General features: G+C 59.7%; 15 protein-coding genes, 1 pseudogene and 1 riboswitch. Of the genes and pseudogenes, 8 read left to right on the forward strand and 8 right to left on the reverse strand.

All coding sequences use genetic code 11. From position 1 onward, the window contains the following. Positions 1–591: 591 nt before the first annotated feature. Positions 592–825: a hypothetical protein gene (locus AB4N84_RS14800; RefSeq protein ID WP_460046873.1), complete on the reverse strand. Its 234-nt coding sequence runs from the start codon at positions 823–825 to the stop codon at positions 592–594. Between the two features lie 244 nt (positions 826–1,069). Between AB4N84_RS14800 and AB4N84_RS14805 the strand changes: the two genes are divergently transcribed. Next, positions 1,070–1,651, forward strand: coding sequence for a YajG family lipoprotein (locus tag AB4N84_RS14805; protein WP_460046874.1), 582 nt, complete (start codon positions 1,070–1,072; stop codon positions 1,649–1,651). A 68-nt stretch (positions 1,652–1,719) separates the two neighbouring features. On the opposite strand, the gene AB4N84_RS14810 is transcribed toward AB4N84_RS14805, so the two are convergent. Then, positions 1,720–1,923, reverse strand: a complete 204-nt coding sequence (locus AB4N84_RS14810) for a hypothetical protein (RefSeq protein WP_074753565.1) — start codon at positions 1,921–1,923, stop codon at positions 1,720–1,722. Between the two features lie 138 nt (positions 1,924–2,061). Between AB4N84_RS14810 and AB4N84_RS14815 the strand changes: the two genes are divergently transcribed. Then, positions 2,062–2,331 carry a hypothetical protein gene (locus AB4N84_RS14815; protein WP_460046876.1) on the forward strand — a complete coding sequence of 90 codons (270 nt, stop codon included), beginning with the start codon at positions 2,062–2,064 and terminating at the stop codon, positions 2,329–2,331. 209 nt (positions 2,332–2,540) lie between these two features. On the opposite strand, the gene AB4N84_RS14820 is transcribed toward AB4N84_RS14815, so the two are convergent. Then, positions 2,541–3,704, reverse strand: coding sequence for a 1-acyl-sn-glycerol-3-phosphate acyltransferase (locus AB4N84_RS14820; RefSeq protein ID WP_083370693.1), 1,164 nt, complete (start codon positions 3,702–3,704; stop codon positions 2,541–2,543). Positions 3,705–3,834: 130 nt separating this feature from the next. Between AB4N84_RS14820 and AB4N84_RS14825 the strand changes: the two genes are divergently transcribed. Genes AB4N84_RS14825 through AB4N84_RS14835 form a run of 3 tightly spaced genes read left to right on the forward strand, consistent with a single transcriptional unit; the run spans position 3,835 to position 4,967 of the window. Continuing rightward, a complete protein-coding gene (locus AB4N84_RS14825; protein WP_074753568.1) occupies positions 3,835–4,026 on the forward strand; it encodes a CPXCG motif-containing cysteine-rich protein in 192 nt (63 codons plus the stop codon). After that, the gene (locus AB4N84_RS14830; protein ID WP_074753569.1) at positions 4,026–4,286 is read left to right on the forward strand and encodes a putative signal transducing protein; all 261 of its coding nucleotides are present in this window, start codon (positions 4,026–4,028) and stop codon (positions 4,284–4,286) included. Before AB4N84_RS14825 ends, AB4N84_RS14830 begins: the two co-directional genes overlap by 1 nt. Before the next feature lie 51 nt (positions 4,287–4,337). Continuing rightward, the gene (locus AB4N84_RS14835; RefSeq protein WP_460046878.1) at positions 4,338–4,967 is read left to right on the forward strand and encodes an SOS response-associated peptidase; all 630 of its coding nucleotides are present in this window, start codon (positions 4,338–4,340) and stop codon (positions 4,965–4,967) included. 462 nt (positions 4,968–5,429) lie between these two features. On the opposite strand, the gene AB4N84_RS14840 is transcribed toward AB4N84_RS14835, so the two are convergent. Next, complete coding sequence (locus tag AB4N84_RS14840) at positions 5,430–6,272, reverse strand: methyl-accepting chemotaxis protein (RefSeq protein WP_425262231.1); 843 nt, start codon at positions 6,270–6,272, stop codon at positions 5,430–5,432. A 63-nt stretch (positions 6,273–6,335) separates the two neighbouring features. Continuing rightward, positions 6,336–7,571: pseudogene (locus AB4N84_RS14845) on the reverse strand (cache domain-containing protein); the annotation flags it as partial. Between the two features lie 294 nt (positions 7,572–7,865). Between AB4N84_RS14845 and AB4N84_RS14850 the strand changes: the two are divergent. Beyond that, on the forward strand, positions 7,866–8,684 hold the full coding sequence (locus AB4N84_RS14850) for a M48 family metallopeptidase (RefSeq protein WP_460046879.1): 819 nt from the start codon (positions 7,866–7,868) through the stop codon (positions 8,682–8,684). A 160-nt stretch (positions 8,685–8,844) separates the two neighbouring features. On the opposite strand, the gene AB4N84_RS14855 is transcribed toward AB4N84_RS14850, so the two are convergent. From AB4N84_RS14855 to AB4N84_RS14865, 3 genes are all read right to left on the reverse strand, one after another. Continuing rightward, positions 8,845–9,429 carry a TMEM165/GDT1 family protein gene (locus tag AB4N84_RS14855; protein ID WP_074753573.1) on the reverse strand — a complete coding sequence of 195 codons (585 nt, stop codon included), beginning with the start codon at positions 9,427–9,429 and terminating at the stop codon, positions 8,845–8,847. An 89-nt stretch (positions 9,430–9,518) separates the two neighbouring features. Next, positions 9,519–9,640, reverse strand: a riboswitch (yybP-ykoY riboswitch). A 39-nt stretch (positions 9,641–9,679) separates the two neighbouring features. Beyond that, positions 9,680–10,678 carry a methyltransferase gene (locus AB4N84_RS14860; RefSeq protein ID WP_460046880.1) on the reverse strand — a complete coding sequence of 333 codons (999 nt, stop codon included), beginning with the start codon at positions 10,676–10,678 and terminating at the stop codon, positions 9,680–9,682. Positions 10,679–10,755: 77 nt separating this feature from the next. Beyond that, positions 10,756–11,721 carry a 2-hydroxyacid dehydrogenase gene (locus AB4N84_RS14865; RefSeq protein ID WP_460046881.1) on the reverse strand — a complete coding sequence of 322 codons (966 nt, stop codon included), beginning with the start codon at positions 11,719–11,721 and terminating at the stop codon, positions 10,756–10,758. 88 nt (positions 11,722–11,809) lie between these two features. Between AB4N84_RS14865 and AB4N84_RS14870 the strand changes: the two genes are divergently transcribed. Continuing rightward, positions 11,810–12,439 (forward strand): LysE family translocator, encoded by a 630-nt coding sequence (locus AB4N84_RS14870; protein ID WP_074753576.1) that lies wholly within the window; start codon positions 11,810–11,812, stop codon positions 12,437–12,439. A gap of 173 nt (positions 12,440–12,612) precedes the next feature. Then, the gene (locus tag AB4N84_RS14875) at positions 12,613–14,289 is read left to right on the forward strand and encodes a fatty acid--CoA ligase (RefSeq protein WP_460046883.1); all 1,677 of its coding nucleotides are present in this window, start codon (positions 12,613–12,615) and stop codon (positions 14,287–14,289) included. Positions 14,290–14,345 lie beyond the last annotated feature (56 nt).

Consider the following 14,345-nt stretch of genomic DNA (forward strand, 5'->3'; position numbering starts at 1 on the left):
CATCTTCAGCGGACGCCACCGCAGGGGCCTGGTCGATGCTTTTGTAGTGCAAGCATGAACGCATTTTTCGGCCCGAACAGCCATTCGACTATCGTCAAGACGTCCGGTTATGCAACCAAATCCGTAGTGGACAGGCTTCAGACTCCGGTTGTGGAGGCTGCGCTGCAGTCGGTCCTTTGCAAGGGGGCTGGGTCAGACGCTAATGGTGCATGTACAAACGCGTAACTATTCATTTGCTCGCCACACTCTTGTGAAGTTGTGAAAACCCGTTTTTTTCGCGCTCTTTTGGAGACGCAAACCTCAAAAAGGGCTGCGCGATGGCAGCTCTGGCAGATCAGGTTCAAACACAGTGTGGGCATTGGCGTGCGCAAAAGGTTCGAGCGAATCGACGTTTTTGCGCCTGCGTCGCGGACACACCGGGCTGCACATGTCTGTGTGGAAGGCTCTCTGTGGGCGATACGGAGGAGTTGATACGCGGTATCAACGATGCTGCGAGGCCCGATCAGGAGACGTCCTTATAATCGGGGGGAGATTATAGCGATGAAACGCGCAGAATTGATCCAGAAAAAATGACTTTTATTCGCCGTTCGGTCAGATGCTGAGCAATTGCCGGGCGGTAATCGCACGCGTGCGGGGCGTGATGCGGGCGCTGGCGGGCAGAGGCTGGTGCAGCCAGGTCAGATTGGCTTCGGTGATTTCCACCCAGTCATGACCCTGAGGTGCTACGGCGCAGTGCTTGAACGAAACGCACACGCCGTATGTGTCCACGCGAGCATAGTGACGATAACGGCGACGAAGCGAGAACAGAGACCAGAGAAAGTCCATGGGAAGACTCCTTGATGTGGGAAGCGCTGTTGGGCCTTTGAGAAAAGTATGCCGTGCGGCGATGACATCCCCATGACGTCCACATTGCGTAATGGTGTCGACGCGTATCTTTTGGATGTCACGAATAACGAGGGCGTCAGGAACCGGTGCGATGGCACTTTGTCGTATCTTTACGCTAGTGAGCGACCTTGCGAGGTCGCTATACTGCGGCACAATTTGTGCCTTGGCCCATGGAGAAATGAGCATGTTGCGTCGCGTTTTGTTCGGTTTGCTTGCTGTAGGCAGTCTGACGCTGGTGGGGTGTGCCCACAGCCCGCAGTCGCTTAGCCCACAACCCAAGTTGAACAGCCAGCTGGCGCCTGTCGGGCACGGTCAGCAGGTGGTGGTTCGGGTTGTCGACGGTCGCCAGTCGCAGACCCTTGGCACCCGCGGTGGGCTGTACCCTGAAACCAGTTCGATTACGGTCAACAGCCAGCAAGTGGTTCCGCAGCTCCAGGCCCAGGCCGAAGCTGCCGTGCGTCTGCTGGGCTTTACGCCTGTTCAAGGCGGCAACGGCCCACAGCTGACCATCACCCTTGCTGACCTCAAGTATCAGTCGCCCAAAGAAGGCCTGTACGTGACTGAAGCGAACATCAGTTCGACCTTCCGCGCTGACGTGCAGAACAACGGTCACAGCTACAGCGGTCGTTATGCAGCGTCGCTGGACCAGCGTTTCGGCATGGCGCCCAACGAAGAAACGAACACCAAACTGATCAGCGACGTGCTCAGCGATGCGCTGACCCGGCTGTTCCAGGATCAGACAATCGGCCGCCTGCTGGGTCAATAACCCGCCTAGCTGTATAAAAAAGCCCCCGGTTTCGTGAGAAGCCGGGGGCTTTTTGTTGGGGCTCGGGTTTACGCCGCCTGGTAGAAATCCAGAAAGCTGTAACCCGTTTCCAGGTCCATCTCCGGCAGGTCGTTATGTGCGTGGCCACCCAGTGCGCAGTACACCAGCCAATGCCTGTCCTGGACGTTGAAGGCCAGCGCGTCGATGAGCGCTTCCTGTTCGTCACTCGGGGCAATGAGGTAAAGGCGGTCCTGGTTGTGGGCGTGCAGCATGACGCTCTCCGTATCCGGGTGGTCGAGTTGAGGTGCTACACAGTGAACGGTTCAGGTGACGTTAAGGTGACACGCAGTACCTTGAGGTCAGCCCCAAACCGAATTCGCGGCGCCCGGATCTGGCGTCATCGAGGTTCCATGTCACTCCTTCAACAGTCTCCTGGAATGATCCTCAACGCCCTTGCGCTGCTTGCCGCCGGGCCGGGAATCTGGCTGTTGCACACCACCCGCAATCTCGAGCAGCGTGAAACCACGCATCTGCACAAACTCACTGAACAAGCGCCCATCGACGAGCCCATGCACTTGATGGACGTGCCCACCCTGCGCATGATCCGCCTGAGTTATCGCATCGGCGCGGCGTGCCTGGGGTTTGCATTGCTGCTGTCGTGGGTAAGCACCAAACTTTGATCTCGTCGCCCATCGCGGGACGTGCGCTCGGGCCTTTGCACGAGCGAAGTAATTCGTGAAAAGTCTTTCAGGCGCCAGAGATGCGTTGATCCAGCAGGCCGATCGCGAATGAATTCGCTCCCACAGGGTTTGTTGTGGTTGCCGCCTCATCTGTGAGGCAATAAAAAACGGCGCCTGTCGGGGCGCCGTTTTTCGTGAAGCGACCAGTGTTACAGCGGCAGTCCCGCCTTGACCCGATACTGATTGCGCACCGGCGTCGCGTATTGCAGCACCAGATACGGACGGTGCTCTTCGGCGCAGCCCTCCAGGCGGCGTTGCCATTCTTCTTTCGCGCGCTCGAGCTCGTCTGCCGGGAAAATCTTTGCAGCGGCAGGTACTTTCAGGCTCGGATCGGCATCGTCCCACTGCGCGTACGCCAGATAATGCACCGGGAACAGGCGGTAGCCGCCGAGGATCTGCCGGTCCATTTCGATCGCCAGTTGCTTGGTGTCGTCGAACAGCTCGGTAATCGGCGGTGCGAAGTTGACGTGGACGCGGCCTTTGTAGCCGGTGATGCCCAGCGCGATGCTGACATCGTCCTCGCCCGGTGCCTTGGTGTAACTGCCGGTGGTCGCGCGGATGTACAGCTCGCGGGCCTTCGCCTGGTCGCATGGATCGTACTCGTAGCTGATCGAGACCGGCGTCAGGTTCAGCGACTGAATGACTTCGCCAAACGGCTCGTCCTTGCGACTCATGTGGAACATCTTGAGGATCGCCGACTCGGTGCGGTCGTCGCCATCTTTGGCGCGACCTTCGGCCTGTGCGATCCAGATCGACTGGCAGTCGTTGCGAATCGAGTGATTGATGTAGGCCGACAGCAACTGGTACGCCGCCATCTTTTCGCGGCGTCCGGTGATGGAGCGATGCACGATGAAGCTCTTGTTCAGGCGCATCAGGTCGCTGACGAACGGCTTTTGCAGCAGGTTGTCGCCGATGGCGATCCGCGGCGTCGGCAAGCCTGCGTGGTACACGGCATAGTTGACGAACGCCGGGTCCATCACGATATCCCGGTGGTTGGCCAGAAACAGGTAAGCCACGCCGGACTTGAACTGCTCCACACCGGTGTAGGTCACACCATCGGTGGCCCGTTCAATCGTATGGTCGACGTAATGCTCGACCTTGTCCTGCAAGGCCGCAACGGTCTCGATGCCGGCAAACTGACGGCGCAGCTTGCGCGCGATGGCAGGCTGAAGGATCCAGCCGAGGGAACCGGCCAGACGTGGAAAACGGAAATGCGTGAGGATCGCGAGGAACGCCTTGTCACCCAGTAGCCGGTTGAGTACGGCTTTTACTTCGGTGTCGTCGTACGGTCGGATGGCATCGAATTCGCCCATCATGCTCTCTTGTTGGAAACGGCTAGGGTAAAGGTAGGTCGAGTCCGGTTTTACGCCCGGATGATGAGAAATTAAGCTCGGCCTGCAAACAAGTCGGCGATTATACGCAAAACTGCTCTCGGAGACTGTGATGCACGAAATACAACCTGCAGCGCCTTACGAGTGCCCTTATTGCGGCGAACCGGGAGAGACGGTCCTGGACCTGTCGGAAGGCGACCACAACTTCATCGAAGATTGTCATGTGTGCTGTCGTCCCATCGAATTTCATCTGCAAACCGATGGCGAACAATGGGATCTGGATGTCCGTGCCGAGAACGACTGATGCGCAAAATCTATGAACCGGAAAACATGATGGAAGGCGAGCTGTTGCAGTCCATGCTCGCCAGCGAAGGCATCGAGTCGCACATCACCGGACGCCACTTGCTGGGCGGGATCGGCGAGTTGCCGGTGTTCGGCCTTTTGGGGCTGGCGGTGCAGGATGATGAGGCCGATCGGGCACGCCAGTTGATCACTGAGTACAATGGCGCCTTTCCGTTGTCGGGCGATGAGCCTGACAGCTACCCCGATGTGTTGTTGTGCTGAGGCCTGTCCTGCGCGGCTTCATTCGCTTTTCAGAAGAGTTGCCCTGAGCCCATGTGTGGACGTTATGCGCTGTTTCGTTGGACGCCCGCGTTTGCGGCCTTGCCCGGATTTCCGGCGGACCAGCAGGCGCAGTGGAATATTTCGCCCCACGATTCGGTGCTGATGGTCCGGGCGAGCGAGGAGGGCGAGGCCGGGCGTGAAGTGGCCAGAGCGCGCTGGGGACTGACTCCGCCGTGGCTGACCGACATGTCGCGAACGCCTGCCCACGCGCGGGCAGAAACCCTGGCCGAACAACCGATGTTCCGTCAGGCGTTTCGTGAGCGCCGCTGTCTGCTCCCCGCCAACGGTTTCTACGAGTGGCGCGGTACGGTGCGCAAGCGGCCGTTCTGGCTGACGCCGGCCGAGGGCTCGACGCTGTATTTTGCGGCGATCTGGGAGGCTTACCCGGTGCAAGAGCACGTCTATCTGAGCGTGGCGGTGGTGACGCAAGCGGCGATGAATCAGCGCAGGCCGCTGATTCTCGATGAAGAAGGGCAGGCTGCCTGGCTCGACCCTGACAGCTCGCTGGTGACGTTGCAGTCGTTGCTCGCCGCACCGCAGAGGCAGCTGCGAGAGCGTCCGCTGGCCAATCTGGTGAACGATCCGAAGCTTAATGCGCCGGAATGCCTTACGCCGCTGTAGCGTCGGCAAGTTCCCCGCGATCCTCGATGACTAGAGCAGACCCTCTGTGGGAGCGAATTCATTCGCGAGTCGATTCTTCAGGCGATGCATCTCCATCGGCTGTACTGACGTATCGCGAATGAATTCGCTCCCACAGGGTTACCATTTGCCCATTTGATGTGGGTTGATCAGGCGAACGAAGCATCGCGGTGTGTTGATCGTACCCACGCCCCGCGTGGGCATGCAGGTTCTGACCCTCTGCGTCTACCGGATCTGTGGTGCACTTCAGGTCGGTGAGTCAGCAAGCCGGCTCCTACAGATTGGATATCGACCGCAAATCATCGGAACGACGCAGTACCTGTAGGAGACGTCCGAGGTTACGAGGGCAGCGATGCGGTGGGTCAGGTACATCGACGGTGACTGACACCCCGCATTCGCCAGCAAGCCGGCACACTCAGAAAACTGGCGCCCTACTGAAGCTCATCAAACCCTGAACTGATTGATCAACCGGCGCTGCTGCTCTGCCAGTTTGGTCAGTTCGGCGCTCGCCTGGCTCGACTCATCCGCGCCACCGGCCACTTCGTTCGCCACCTGACCGATATTGATCACGTTGCGGTTGATGTCGTCGGCGACCGCGCTTTGCTCTTCCGCCGCGCTGGCGATCTGGGTGTTCATGTCGTTGATCACCGACACAGCCTTGGTAATGCTTTCCAGGGCCTGTGCGGCCTCGGCGGCATGCCCAACACTTTCGTCGGTCTTGCTCTGGCTGTCTTCCATGACCTTGACCACTTGTCGCGTGCCGCTCTGCAGCTGTTGGATCATGGTCTGGATTTCTTCGGTCGCTTGCTGCGTCTTCTGCGCCAGATTGCGCACTTCATCGGCCACCACCGCAAACCCGCGTCCCTGTTCACCGGCACGGGCTGCCTCAATCGCTGCGTTCAACGCCAGCAGGTTGGTCTGCTCGGCGATCCCGCGAATGGCCGTGAGGATCGCGTTGATGTTTTCACTGTCCTTGGCCAGCGTCTGCACCACGCTCACTGCACGGCCGATTTCCACCGCCAGCTCGCTGATGGAGGCCGACGTGTTGTGGACGATACGCATGCCCTGGTTAGCGGCGTCGTCCGCATGGTTGGCGGCTTGTGCGGCCTGAGTTGCATTGCGCGCGACGTCTTGCGCGGTCGCGGTCATTTCGTGCACGGCGGTCGCGACCAGATCGATCTCGGCCATCTGTTTGTGCACGCCTTTGTTGGTGCGAATCGCAATGTCGGCGGTGTGCTCGGACGAGTCGCTGACCTTCTGCACTGACGTCACGACCTGACTGATCATGACCTGCAGCTTGCCCAGGAAGGTGTTGAAACCGCTGGCGATCGAGCCCAGCTCGTCGGCGCGATCGCTGGTCAGACGACGCGTCAGATCCCCTTCGCCTTTGGCGATGTCGTCGAGCATCGCAACCATCTGCTTCAGCGGACGGGCGATGCCACGGCCGACGAACCAGACGATCAGCAGGCCCAGCGCGGCGATCAACAAGCCAACCATGGTCATCCCGAAAATATCCGTGTCGCGCTGATGCGCCAGGTCGCTTTGCAGCTTCTGCAGGTCCGCCATCACCGCGCTGACCGGCATGCGGATCATCAGCGTCCAGCGTGCATCGGTGTTGCCGATGCCAAAGGGCAGATACAGCTCGATGTGGCCGTGCTCCTTGTCGATGTCGTAACGCACGTCCCCTTTGGTCAGGTTTGTCAGGTTCGCGACTTCGTTGGCGTCGAGGATCTCGCTGGCTTTCTCGCCCAGCTTGCTGGTGTCCTTGGTGTAGGCCACGAGGCGGCCGTTGGTGGCAATCAGCGCCAGATCACCCGCGCCGTTGTAGAGTTTCTTGTCGGCGGTTTCGAGCATGTCCTGAATGAAGTTTACCGACAGGTCGGCCCCGACGATGCCCTGAAACTGGCCGTCCACCATGATGGGCTCGATGAATGAGGAGAGCATGACCATCTTGCCGCCCACCTTATAAGGCGCGGGGTCGATCACGCAGGGTTTGCGGGTTTCACGCGAGCACAGGTAGTACTCGCTCGAGCGAATGCCGGTGGACAGGACTTTCTGGTCTTCCAGGCTCGCCAGTTTCTCCAGATTGAACGTGCCGTCAGGTTTGCGGTACCACCAGGCCATGAACCGGCCGTCTTTGGGGTCGACACCGGTGATTGGCGCTTCGGCATACGCCACGTCATTGTGGTCAAGGGCATTAGGTTCCCAACCGATGTAGGCGCCCAGGATCTTCGGGTTACGTACGACGGTTTCATGCAACACGTTGAGCAACTGCTCACGGCTGATCTTCAGCAACGGCTCGCCTTTGGCGTCCTTCATGCCGATGACGGCGTTGGTCGTGGCCAGTCCGGCGGCCGTGTTGAGCGGCGCTTCCAGTTCGCGCTGAATGTCGCTGGCTTGTGTGCGTGCAATGGCCGTCAGGCGTTGCTCGGTGGCTTGCTCGAATAGCGCCGTGGTGCGTTGGTCCACCAGTGCTTGCGTGCGGGCGCCTGAAAAGAGCGAGTAGAGCACGAGGGCCGCCACCACGCTGAGCACGATGGCACCCGCCAGTGCGGCCACTGAAAACTGGATTGATTTGAACTTCATAAGGGCTCCGGACGCGAAATTACGCCTGAAAGAGCTATCGCCTTGCCCTGAATTTCCATGAGATGAAAACGACGAAATGGCCGTTTTTGATGCCTGTGGGTCGCTTTTGGGCAAGTTGGCTGGATGGCCCGGATTTAAAGGCGTTCATGAGTTCACAAAGAGAGAGGGGAAATGTTTTAAAGCTGTTACGGATGTGCGTTTTTTACAGGTCTATTTGCATGGCAAACGGCTGCCATCTGGCACTCGGGCGGCGTACCGCCTAGGATGAGCGCCTTGTTTCGAAGGAGATACACAATGCGTCAGACCTTTGCTCTTTGTGCGCTTAGCGCAGCGCTGCTGGTTGCAGGCTGTCAGGCCGTCAACACCACCAGCGGAGATTCGGTGGGTGTCGAGCGCAAGCAATACATGTTCAGCATGCTGTCGACCGATCAGGTCAACCAGATGTATGCCCAGTCCTATCAGCAGACCGTTACCGAGGCCACGTCCAAAGGCGTGCTGGACAAGAGCAGCGCCGAGGCCAAGCGCGTGCAGAATGTCGCCAACCGCCTGATCGCCCAGGCGCCGAAACTGCGTCCGGATGCGGCGCAATGGCAATGGGAAGTGAACCTGATCAAGAGCGATGAACTGAACGCCAACTGCGGCCCTGGCGGCAAAATCATCGTGTACACCGGGCTGATCGACACGCTGAAGCTCAGTGACGATGAGCTGGCAGCGGTGATGGGTCATGAAATCGCGCATGCCTTGCGCGAACACGGGCGCGAAGCCATGTCCAAGGCGTACGGCATTCAGATGGCGAAGCAGGGCGCAGGTTCGTTGCTGGGCCTGGGGCAGGACAGCCTCGCGCTGGCCGACACCGTGGTCAATTACAGCCTCACGCTGCCGAACAGCCGGGCCAACGAGAATGAAGCTGACCTGTTAGGTCTTGAGCTGTCGGCACGTGCCGGTTACAACCCGAATGCCGCGATTACGCTTTGGCAGAAGATGGAAGCTCAAGCCGGGGCATCGCAGCCGGAGTTCATAAGCACTCACCCGGCTTCGGCGAACCGCATTGCCTCGTTACAGGCCGCCATTCCGAAGGTGATGCCTCTGTACGAGCAGGCGCCGAAGTCTTGAGCTAACACAGATCACTGTAGGAGCGCGCTTGCCCGCGATGCGATTGATCAGTCGACATTGATGTGTCTGATCTGACGCTTTCGTCCGATGCGGCCCAGAGCAAGCTCGCTCCCACAGAAGTACAGAGGCACGACGGGAGAAGCCGGTGTTCAGCTCCGGGTTACACCCAGCCGCTGACCTGCATCGCCTTGTACACCGCAACGATCGCCAGGATGAAGAACGCACCGGCTGCCAATCGGCGAATCAGGGTCAGCGGCAGTTTTTCTGCTGCGAAGTTACCCGCCAGCACCACCGGTACGTTGGCAATCAGCATGCCCAGCGTTGTGCCCAGGATCACCAGCCACAGGTAGGAGTATTGCGCCGCCAGCATCACTGTGGCGATCTGCGTCTTGTCACCGATTTCGGCGATGAAGAACGCAATCAACGTGGTCATGAAAGGGCCGAACTTGCGCGCAGTGCTGGCTTCGTCGTCGTCCATCTTGTCCGGGACCAGCGTCCACAACGCGGTGGCGGTGAAGCTCGCGGCGAGGATCCAGTGCAACATGGCGTCGGAGAAGAAACTGCTGAACCAGGCACCAACGGCACCGGCCGCCGCATGGTTGGCCAGCGTAGCCGCGACAATGCCGGCGATGATCGGCCAAGGCTTGCGAAAGCGGGCTGCGAGGATAAGCGCGAGGAGTTGGGTCTTGTCACCGATTTCGGCCAGTGCGACGACCGCGGTAGGGACCAACAGGGATTCCAGCATCAGGATTTTCCTAAGGGGCGGGTCGACACGGCTATGACACGTACAACCTCCCCGCCCCGGGTCAGGATGTTCGTGTCATAGGTCTTGTCAAACCACCGATCCGTCTAAGCGGATCTGGGGTCGCACGCACCATGGTCTGAGGACCAAGTATGTTGATGCGCGCCGGACGAGCGTGGCGCTCGTGGGAGACTACTCCCCTAGGACGGAGCGGATTCTGCCTACACGAATCGTGTTCGGCAAGCGCTAATTTTCACGCACGTTTGGCGCGGTAAATCCTGAACCCCTGACCTTCGGCCATGACGGCACATACGCCAAGGTGCTGCTCGATGATCGGTTGATAGCGCAGGAAACTGTTGGCAACCAAGCGAAGTTCGCCGCCTTTTTTCAGGTGTTCGCGTGCTTTTCGCAGCAGGTTCTCCGTCGCGGCGTAGTCGGTGTGGACGCCGGTATGAAAGGGCGGATTGGTCAGAATGACGTCCAGATGATGGGGGGCGGCGTCGATGCCGTCACCGGTCAATACGTCGCTCTCAAGACCGTTGGCCGCCAGCGTCAGACGGCTGCTGGCGGTGGCGAATGCGTCGACATCCAGCAGGGTGACGTTCATGTCCGGGCTGCGACGTTTGACCGCAGCACCCAGCACGCCCGCACCGCATCCAAAATCCAGCAAATGACCGGTGGGCAATCGGTCGAGATTCTCCAGCAGCAGCGCCGAGCCCCGGTCGAGCCGGCCGTGACTGAAAACGCCCGGCAGGCTGATCACTTTCAAAGGGCCGCCTTCCATCTCAATCTCGAAGTGTTTAGCGAGGCTGTTCAGCTCGACTGGCTGAGGCGCTTGTTCGACGGTGACTTGCCACAGCTGACAGTGGCGGGCGCTGTCCAGTTTGCGCGCACGTCCGAACGGGCTCAGCTGACGCGCAGCCGCCTCGATGCCTGCGCGTTTTTCGCCGACCAGGAACAGCTCCCGGCCTTGCAGGCGCGAGGCCAGGGCGTTGAGCAGGTAGTCGGTGAGGTCTTTGGCTTTGGGCAGGAACAACACGGCGGCGTCGAACGCTTCACCCGGCGCCTCGGTGCCGAAGTGAGTGCGACCGGCGAAGCGTGCGTCCAGCGCTGCGAAGTCACCCGCATGCCAGCTCCAGCCTCGCGCGTTGGGCAGCGTGTTCAGCAGGTCGTCGGCAGGCAGGCCGGTCAGCAGCAGAGAACCCTGAAACAAATCGGCCTGACGGAGTAACACTTCACTGCGCGGGTCCATCTTCGGCTCCTGAAAAAAAGAGCGAAGTTTATCAGGAGAAAGGGGTAGAGCACGCGCTCCTACCCGATCAACAGGCCTCAGCTGACGACTCTGATGGGCTTGCCCGCATAAAACGCCAAGGCATTCTCATTCACCTGGCCAACGATACGCTGCCGGGCTTCCTGGCTGCCCCACGCGCTGTGCGGGGTGATGATCAGGCGAGGGATATCGCCCGAGAGCAGCGGGTTGCCGTTGACCGGAGGCTCAACGGTCAGCACGTCGGTTGCAGCGCCGGCGAGGTGACCGTTGCGCAGGGCATCGGCCAGCGCCTGCTCATTGATCAAACCACCACGGGCGGTGTTGACGATGAACGCTTTGGGCTTCATCAGGCTCAATTCGTGAGCGCCGATCATGTCGCGAGTGTGTTCGTTAAGCGGGCAGTGGAACGTCAGCGCGTCCACTTGTGGCAACAGTTCGTGCAGGGGCAAACGGTCGGGGCGAGCAGGGCGGCCGGGGATCTGGCCCAGCAGAACGCGCATGCCGAAGGCTTCGGCGAGCTTCGCCACCGCCCCACCCAGTTCGCCATGCCCCAGAAGGCCCAACGTCTTGCCTTCCAGCTCCACAATGGGGAAATCCAGCAGGCAAAACTGCCGGGATTTTTGCCACATGCCTTGATGAATCGCTTGCTGATAGTCCGGCAGTCGCGTGGCCATCGCCAACAGCAACATCAACGTGTGCTGCGCCACCGAAGGGGTGCCATAACCCTGGCAGTTGCTCACCACGACGCCGTGTTTGCGGGCGGCCTCAAGGTCCACATTATTGACCCCTGTCGCCGTCACCAATATGAGCTTCAGGTCAGGACATGCAGCGATTGCGTCGGCATCGATCATGATCTTGTTGGAAATTGCTACCTGCGCGCCCTGCAGTCTTTCAATGACTTGATCCGCCGTAGAGCTGGCATGCAGGATCAGTTCGCTGAAGGTTTCACGCCAGGGGGCAAGGTCCAGATCGCCGAGGTCCAGTGAGGTGTGATCCAGGAAAACTGCTCTGCGTTGACTCGACATCAGCTGTACCTTTTGCTCGGTGAGTGGGAGGCGTAAGGTAGCGAGCCTACCAGAGCCTGCCGCTCGTAAAAACGCCTGGAGTCCCCACATGTACTGGACGGAATTTCTCACCGTTGCCCTGATTCATCTGCTGGCTGTCGCCAGCCCAGGCCCCGATTTTGCCGTCGTGGTCCGTGAAAGCGTGACCCATGGCCGCAAGGCCGGGACCTACACCGCCATGGGCGTGGGCACGGCGATTTTCCTGCACGTGGGTTATTCGCTGCTGGGGATCGGGCTGATCGTTTCGCAATCCATCGTGCTGTTCAATGCATTGAAATGGGCGGCGGCAGCCTACCTGTTGTATATCGGCATCAAGGCTTTGCGCGCCAAACCGGCCAATGCTTCGGATGCACCAGTGGACATCGCCAAAGGTGAGCGCACGGCGCGCGGTGCCTTTACCGCCGGTTTCGTGACCAATGGCCTGAATCCCAAGGCCACATTGTTCTTCCTGTCGTTGTTTACGGTCGTGATCAATCCGCACACACCGATGCTGGTGCAGGCGGGTTACGGTATTTATCTGGCGCTGGCGACGGGCATCTGGTTCTGCCTGGTGGCTCGTCTGTTCAGCCAGCCACGGGTGCGTGCAGGCTTCGCCCGCATGGGGCACTGGTTTGACCGCGCCATGGGTGGGGTTCTGGTGGCGTTGGGCGTGAAACTGGCATTTACGCAGGCAAACTGAAATATCGACCCAGGCCATAACGTGCCCGCAAGACCGTTTTGCCCTTTCAAATGGCGCAATGCCTGCATGGTCACTCGTCATTCGAATCATCCCTTTGGCTGATTTGAGTGGCGAGTGATGGCTCTAGAGTGCATATTTTCAGCACCGCACATGCATCTTGAAAAGGGATTCCTATGCTGCAGACACGCGTGATTCCGCCAGCTGATGGCGCGTACCAGTACCCTCTGTTGATCAAACGCTTGCTGATGTCGGGCAGCCGCTATGAAAAAACGCGGGAAATCGTCTACCGGGACCAATCACGCTATTCGTATCTGACCCTCAACGAGCGCATCTGCCGCCTTGCGAATGTGCTGACCGAGGCAGGGGTAAAAGCGGGCGATACGGTTGCCGTCATGGATTGGGACAGCCACCGGTATCTGGAATGCATGTTTGCGATTCCCATGATTGGCGCGGTGATTCACACCATCAACGTGCGCCTTTCTCCGGATCAGATCCTGTTCACCATGAACCACGCCGAAGACAAGCTCGTGCTGGTCAACGGCGAGTTCCTGCCGCTGTATAAATGCTTCGAAAGCAAACTCACCACGGTTGAAAAGACCCTGCTGATTTCCGATACCGGCGACAAGACCGCCGACTTGCCAAACCTGGTCGGTGAGTACGAAACCCTGCTGGCCGCGGCAAGCCCGCAGTATCGCTTCGAGGACTTCGATGAGAACTCGGTGGCGACGACGTTCTACACCACCGGCACCACCGGCAATCCGAAGGGCGTGTATTTCACCCATCGCCAACTGGTCCTGCACACCATGGCCGTGGCCACGATCATGGGCAGCGTCGAAGGGTTGTTGTGCACCGACAAGGTGTACATGCCCATCACGCCGATGTTCCACGTTCATGCCTGGGGCGTGCCGTATGCGGCGACCATGCTTGGCGTGAAGCAGGTCTATCCCGGCCGGTACGACCCTGAACTGCTGGTCGAGTTGTGGCGCAAGGAGAAAGTGAATTTCTCCCACTGCGTGCCCACCATCATGCAGATGGTGCTCAATGCCAAAGCGGCCAAAGACGTCGATTTCACCGGCTGGAACATCATCATCGGCGGCAGCTCACTCAACCGTTCGCTGTATGACGCGGCCAAGGCCAAGGGCATTCAGCTGACCGCGGCGTATGGCATGTCCGAAACCGGTCCGTTGGTGTCGGTGGCGCACTTGAACGAAGAATTGATGGCGGGCAGCGAAGACGAGCGCACCACGTACCGGATCAAAGCCGGCGCGCCGGGCGTATTGGTTGAGGCTGCGATCGTCGACGGCGAAGGTAACTTTCTGCCCTCCGATGGCGAGACCCAAGGCGAGTTGGTGCTGCGCGCGCCGTGGCTCACCGAAGGGTATTACCGAGAGCCCGAGAAGGGCGCGGAGCTGTGGGCGGGCGGCTGGTTGCACACCGGCGACGTGGCCACGCTGGACAGCATGGGCGGCATCGACATCCGGGACCGCATCAAGGACGTAATCAAAACGGGTGGCGAGTGGGTGTCGTCACTGGAGCTGGAAGACCTGTGCAGCCGCCATCCTGGCGTGCGCGAGGTCGCGGTCGTCGGGATCGCTGATCCGCAGTGGGGTGAGCGGCCTTTTGCGCTGTTGGTCGCCCATGAGGGGCACGTCATCGATGCCAAAGCGTTGAAGGAACACCTCAAGCCGTTCGTGGAGCAGGGGCATATCAACAAGTGGGCGATCCCGAGCCAGATTGCGCTTGTTACCGAAATTCCCAAGACCAGTGTCGGCAAGCTCGACAAGAAGCGAATCCGTCTGGACATCATCGAATGGCAGAGCACTAACAGCGCGTTTCTCTCCACCCTCTGATCCACCCGCTGACCGTTTTATTCGCGCGCATTGCCCTGATTTCGGTCATGGCAATG

It is taken from the genome of Pseudomonas sp. S2_H01, from assembly GCF_054668305.1.

Excerpts from the sequence above, each read along its gene's own strand:
- AB4N84_RS14800 (WP_460046873.1), bottom strand. The coding sequence starts at position 825 with ATGGACTTTCTCTGGTCTCTGTTCTCGCTTCGTCGCCGTTATCGTCAC.
- AB4N84_RS14805 (WP_460046874.1), top strand. The coding sequence starts at position 1,070 with ATGTTGCGTCGCGTTTTGTTCGGTTTGCTTGCTGTAGGCAGTCTGACG.
- AB4N84_RS14810 (WP_074753565.1), bottom strand. The coding sequence starts at position 1,923 with ATGCTGCACGCCCACAACCAGGACCGCCTTTACCTCATTGCCCCGAGT.
- AB4N84_RS14815 (WP_460046876.1), top strand. The coding sequence starts at position 2,062 with ATGTCACTCCTTCAACAGTCTCCTGGAATGATCCTCAACGCCCTTGCG.
- AB4N84_RS14820 (WP_083370693.1), bottom strand. The coding sequence starts at position 3,704 with ATGGGCGAATTCGATGCCATCCGACCGTACGACGACACCGAAGTAAAA.
- AB4N84_RS14825 (WP_074753568.1), top strand. The coding sequence starts at position 3,835 with ATGCACGAAATACAACCTGCAGCGCCTTACGAGTGCCCTTATTGCGGC.
- AB4N84_RS14830 (WP_074753569.1), top strand. The coding sequence starts at position 4,026 with ATGCGCAAAATCTATGAACCGGAAAACATGATGGAAGGCGAGCTGTTG.
- AB4N84_RS14835 (WP_460046878.1), top strand. The coding sequence starts at position 4,338 with ATGTGTGGACGTTATGCGCTGTTTCGTTGGACGCCCGCGTTTGCGGCC.
- AB4N84_RS14840 (WP_425262231.1), bottom strand. The coding sequence starts at position 6,272 with ATGATCAGTCAGGTCGTGACGTCAGTGCAGAAGGTCAGCGACTCGTCC.
- AB4N84_RS14850 (WP_460046879.1), top strand. The coding sequence starts at position 7,866 with ATGCGTCAGACCTTTGCTCTTTGTGCGCTTAGCGCAGCGCTGCTGGTT.
- AB4N84_RS14855 (WP_074753573.1), bottom strand. The coding sequence starts at position 9,429 with ATGCTGGAATCCCTGTTGGTCCCTACCGCGGTCGTCGCACTGGCCGAA.
- AB4N84_RS14860 (WP_460046880.1), bottom strand. The coding sequence starts at position 10,678 with ATGGACCCGCGCAGTGAAGTGTTACTCCGTCAGGCCGATTTGTTTCAG.
- AB4N84_RS14865 (WP_460046881.1), bottom strand. The coding sequence starts at position 11,721 with ATGTCGAGTCAACGCAGAGCAGTTTTCCTGGATCACACCTCACTGGAC.
- AB4N84_RS14870 (WP_074753576.1), top strand. The coding sequence starts at position 11,810 with ATGTACTGGACGGAATTTCTCACCGTTGCCCTGATTCATCTGCTGGCT.
- AB4N84_RS14875 (WP_460046883.1), top strand. The coding sequence starts at position 12,613 with ATGCTGCAGACACGCGTGATTCCGCCAGCTGATGGCGCGTACCAGTAC.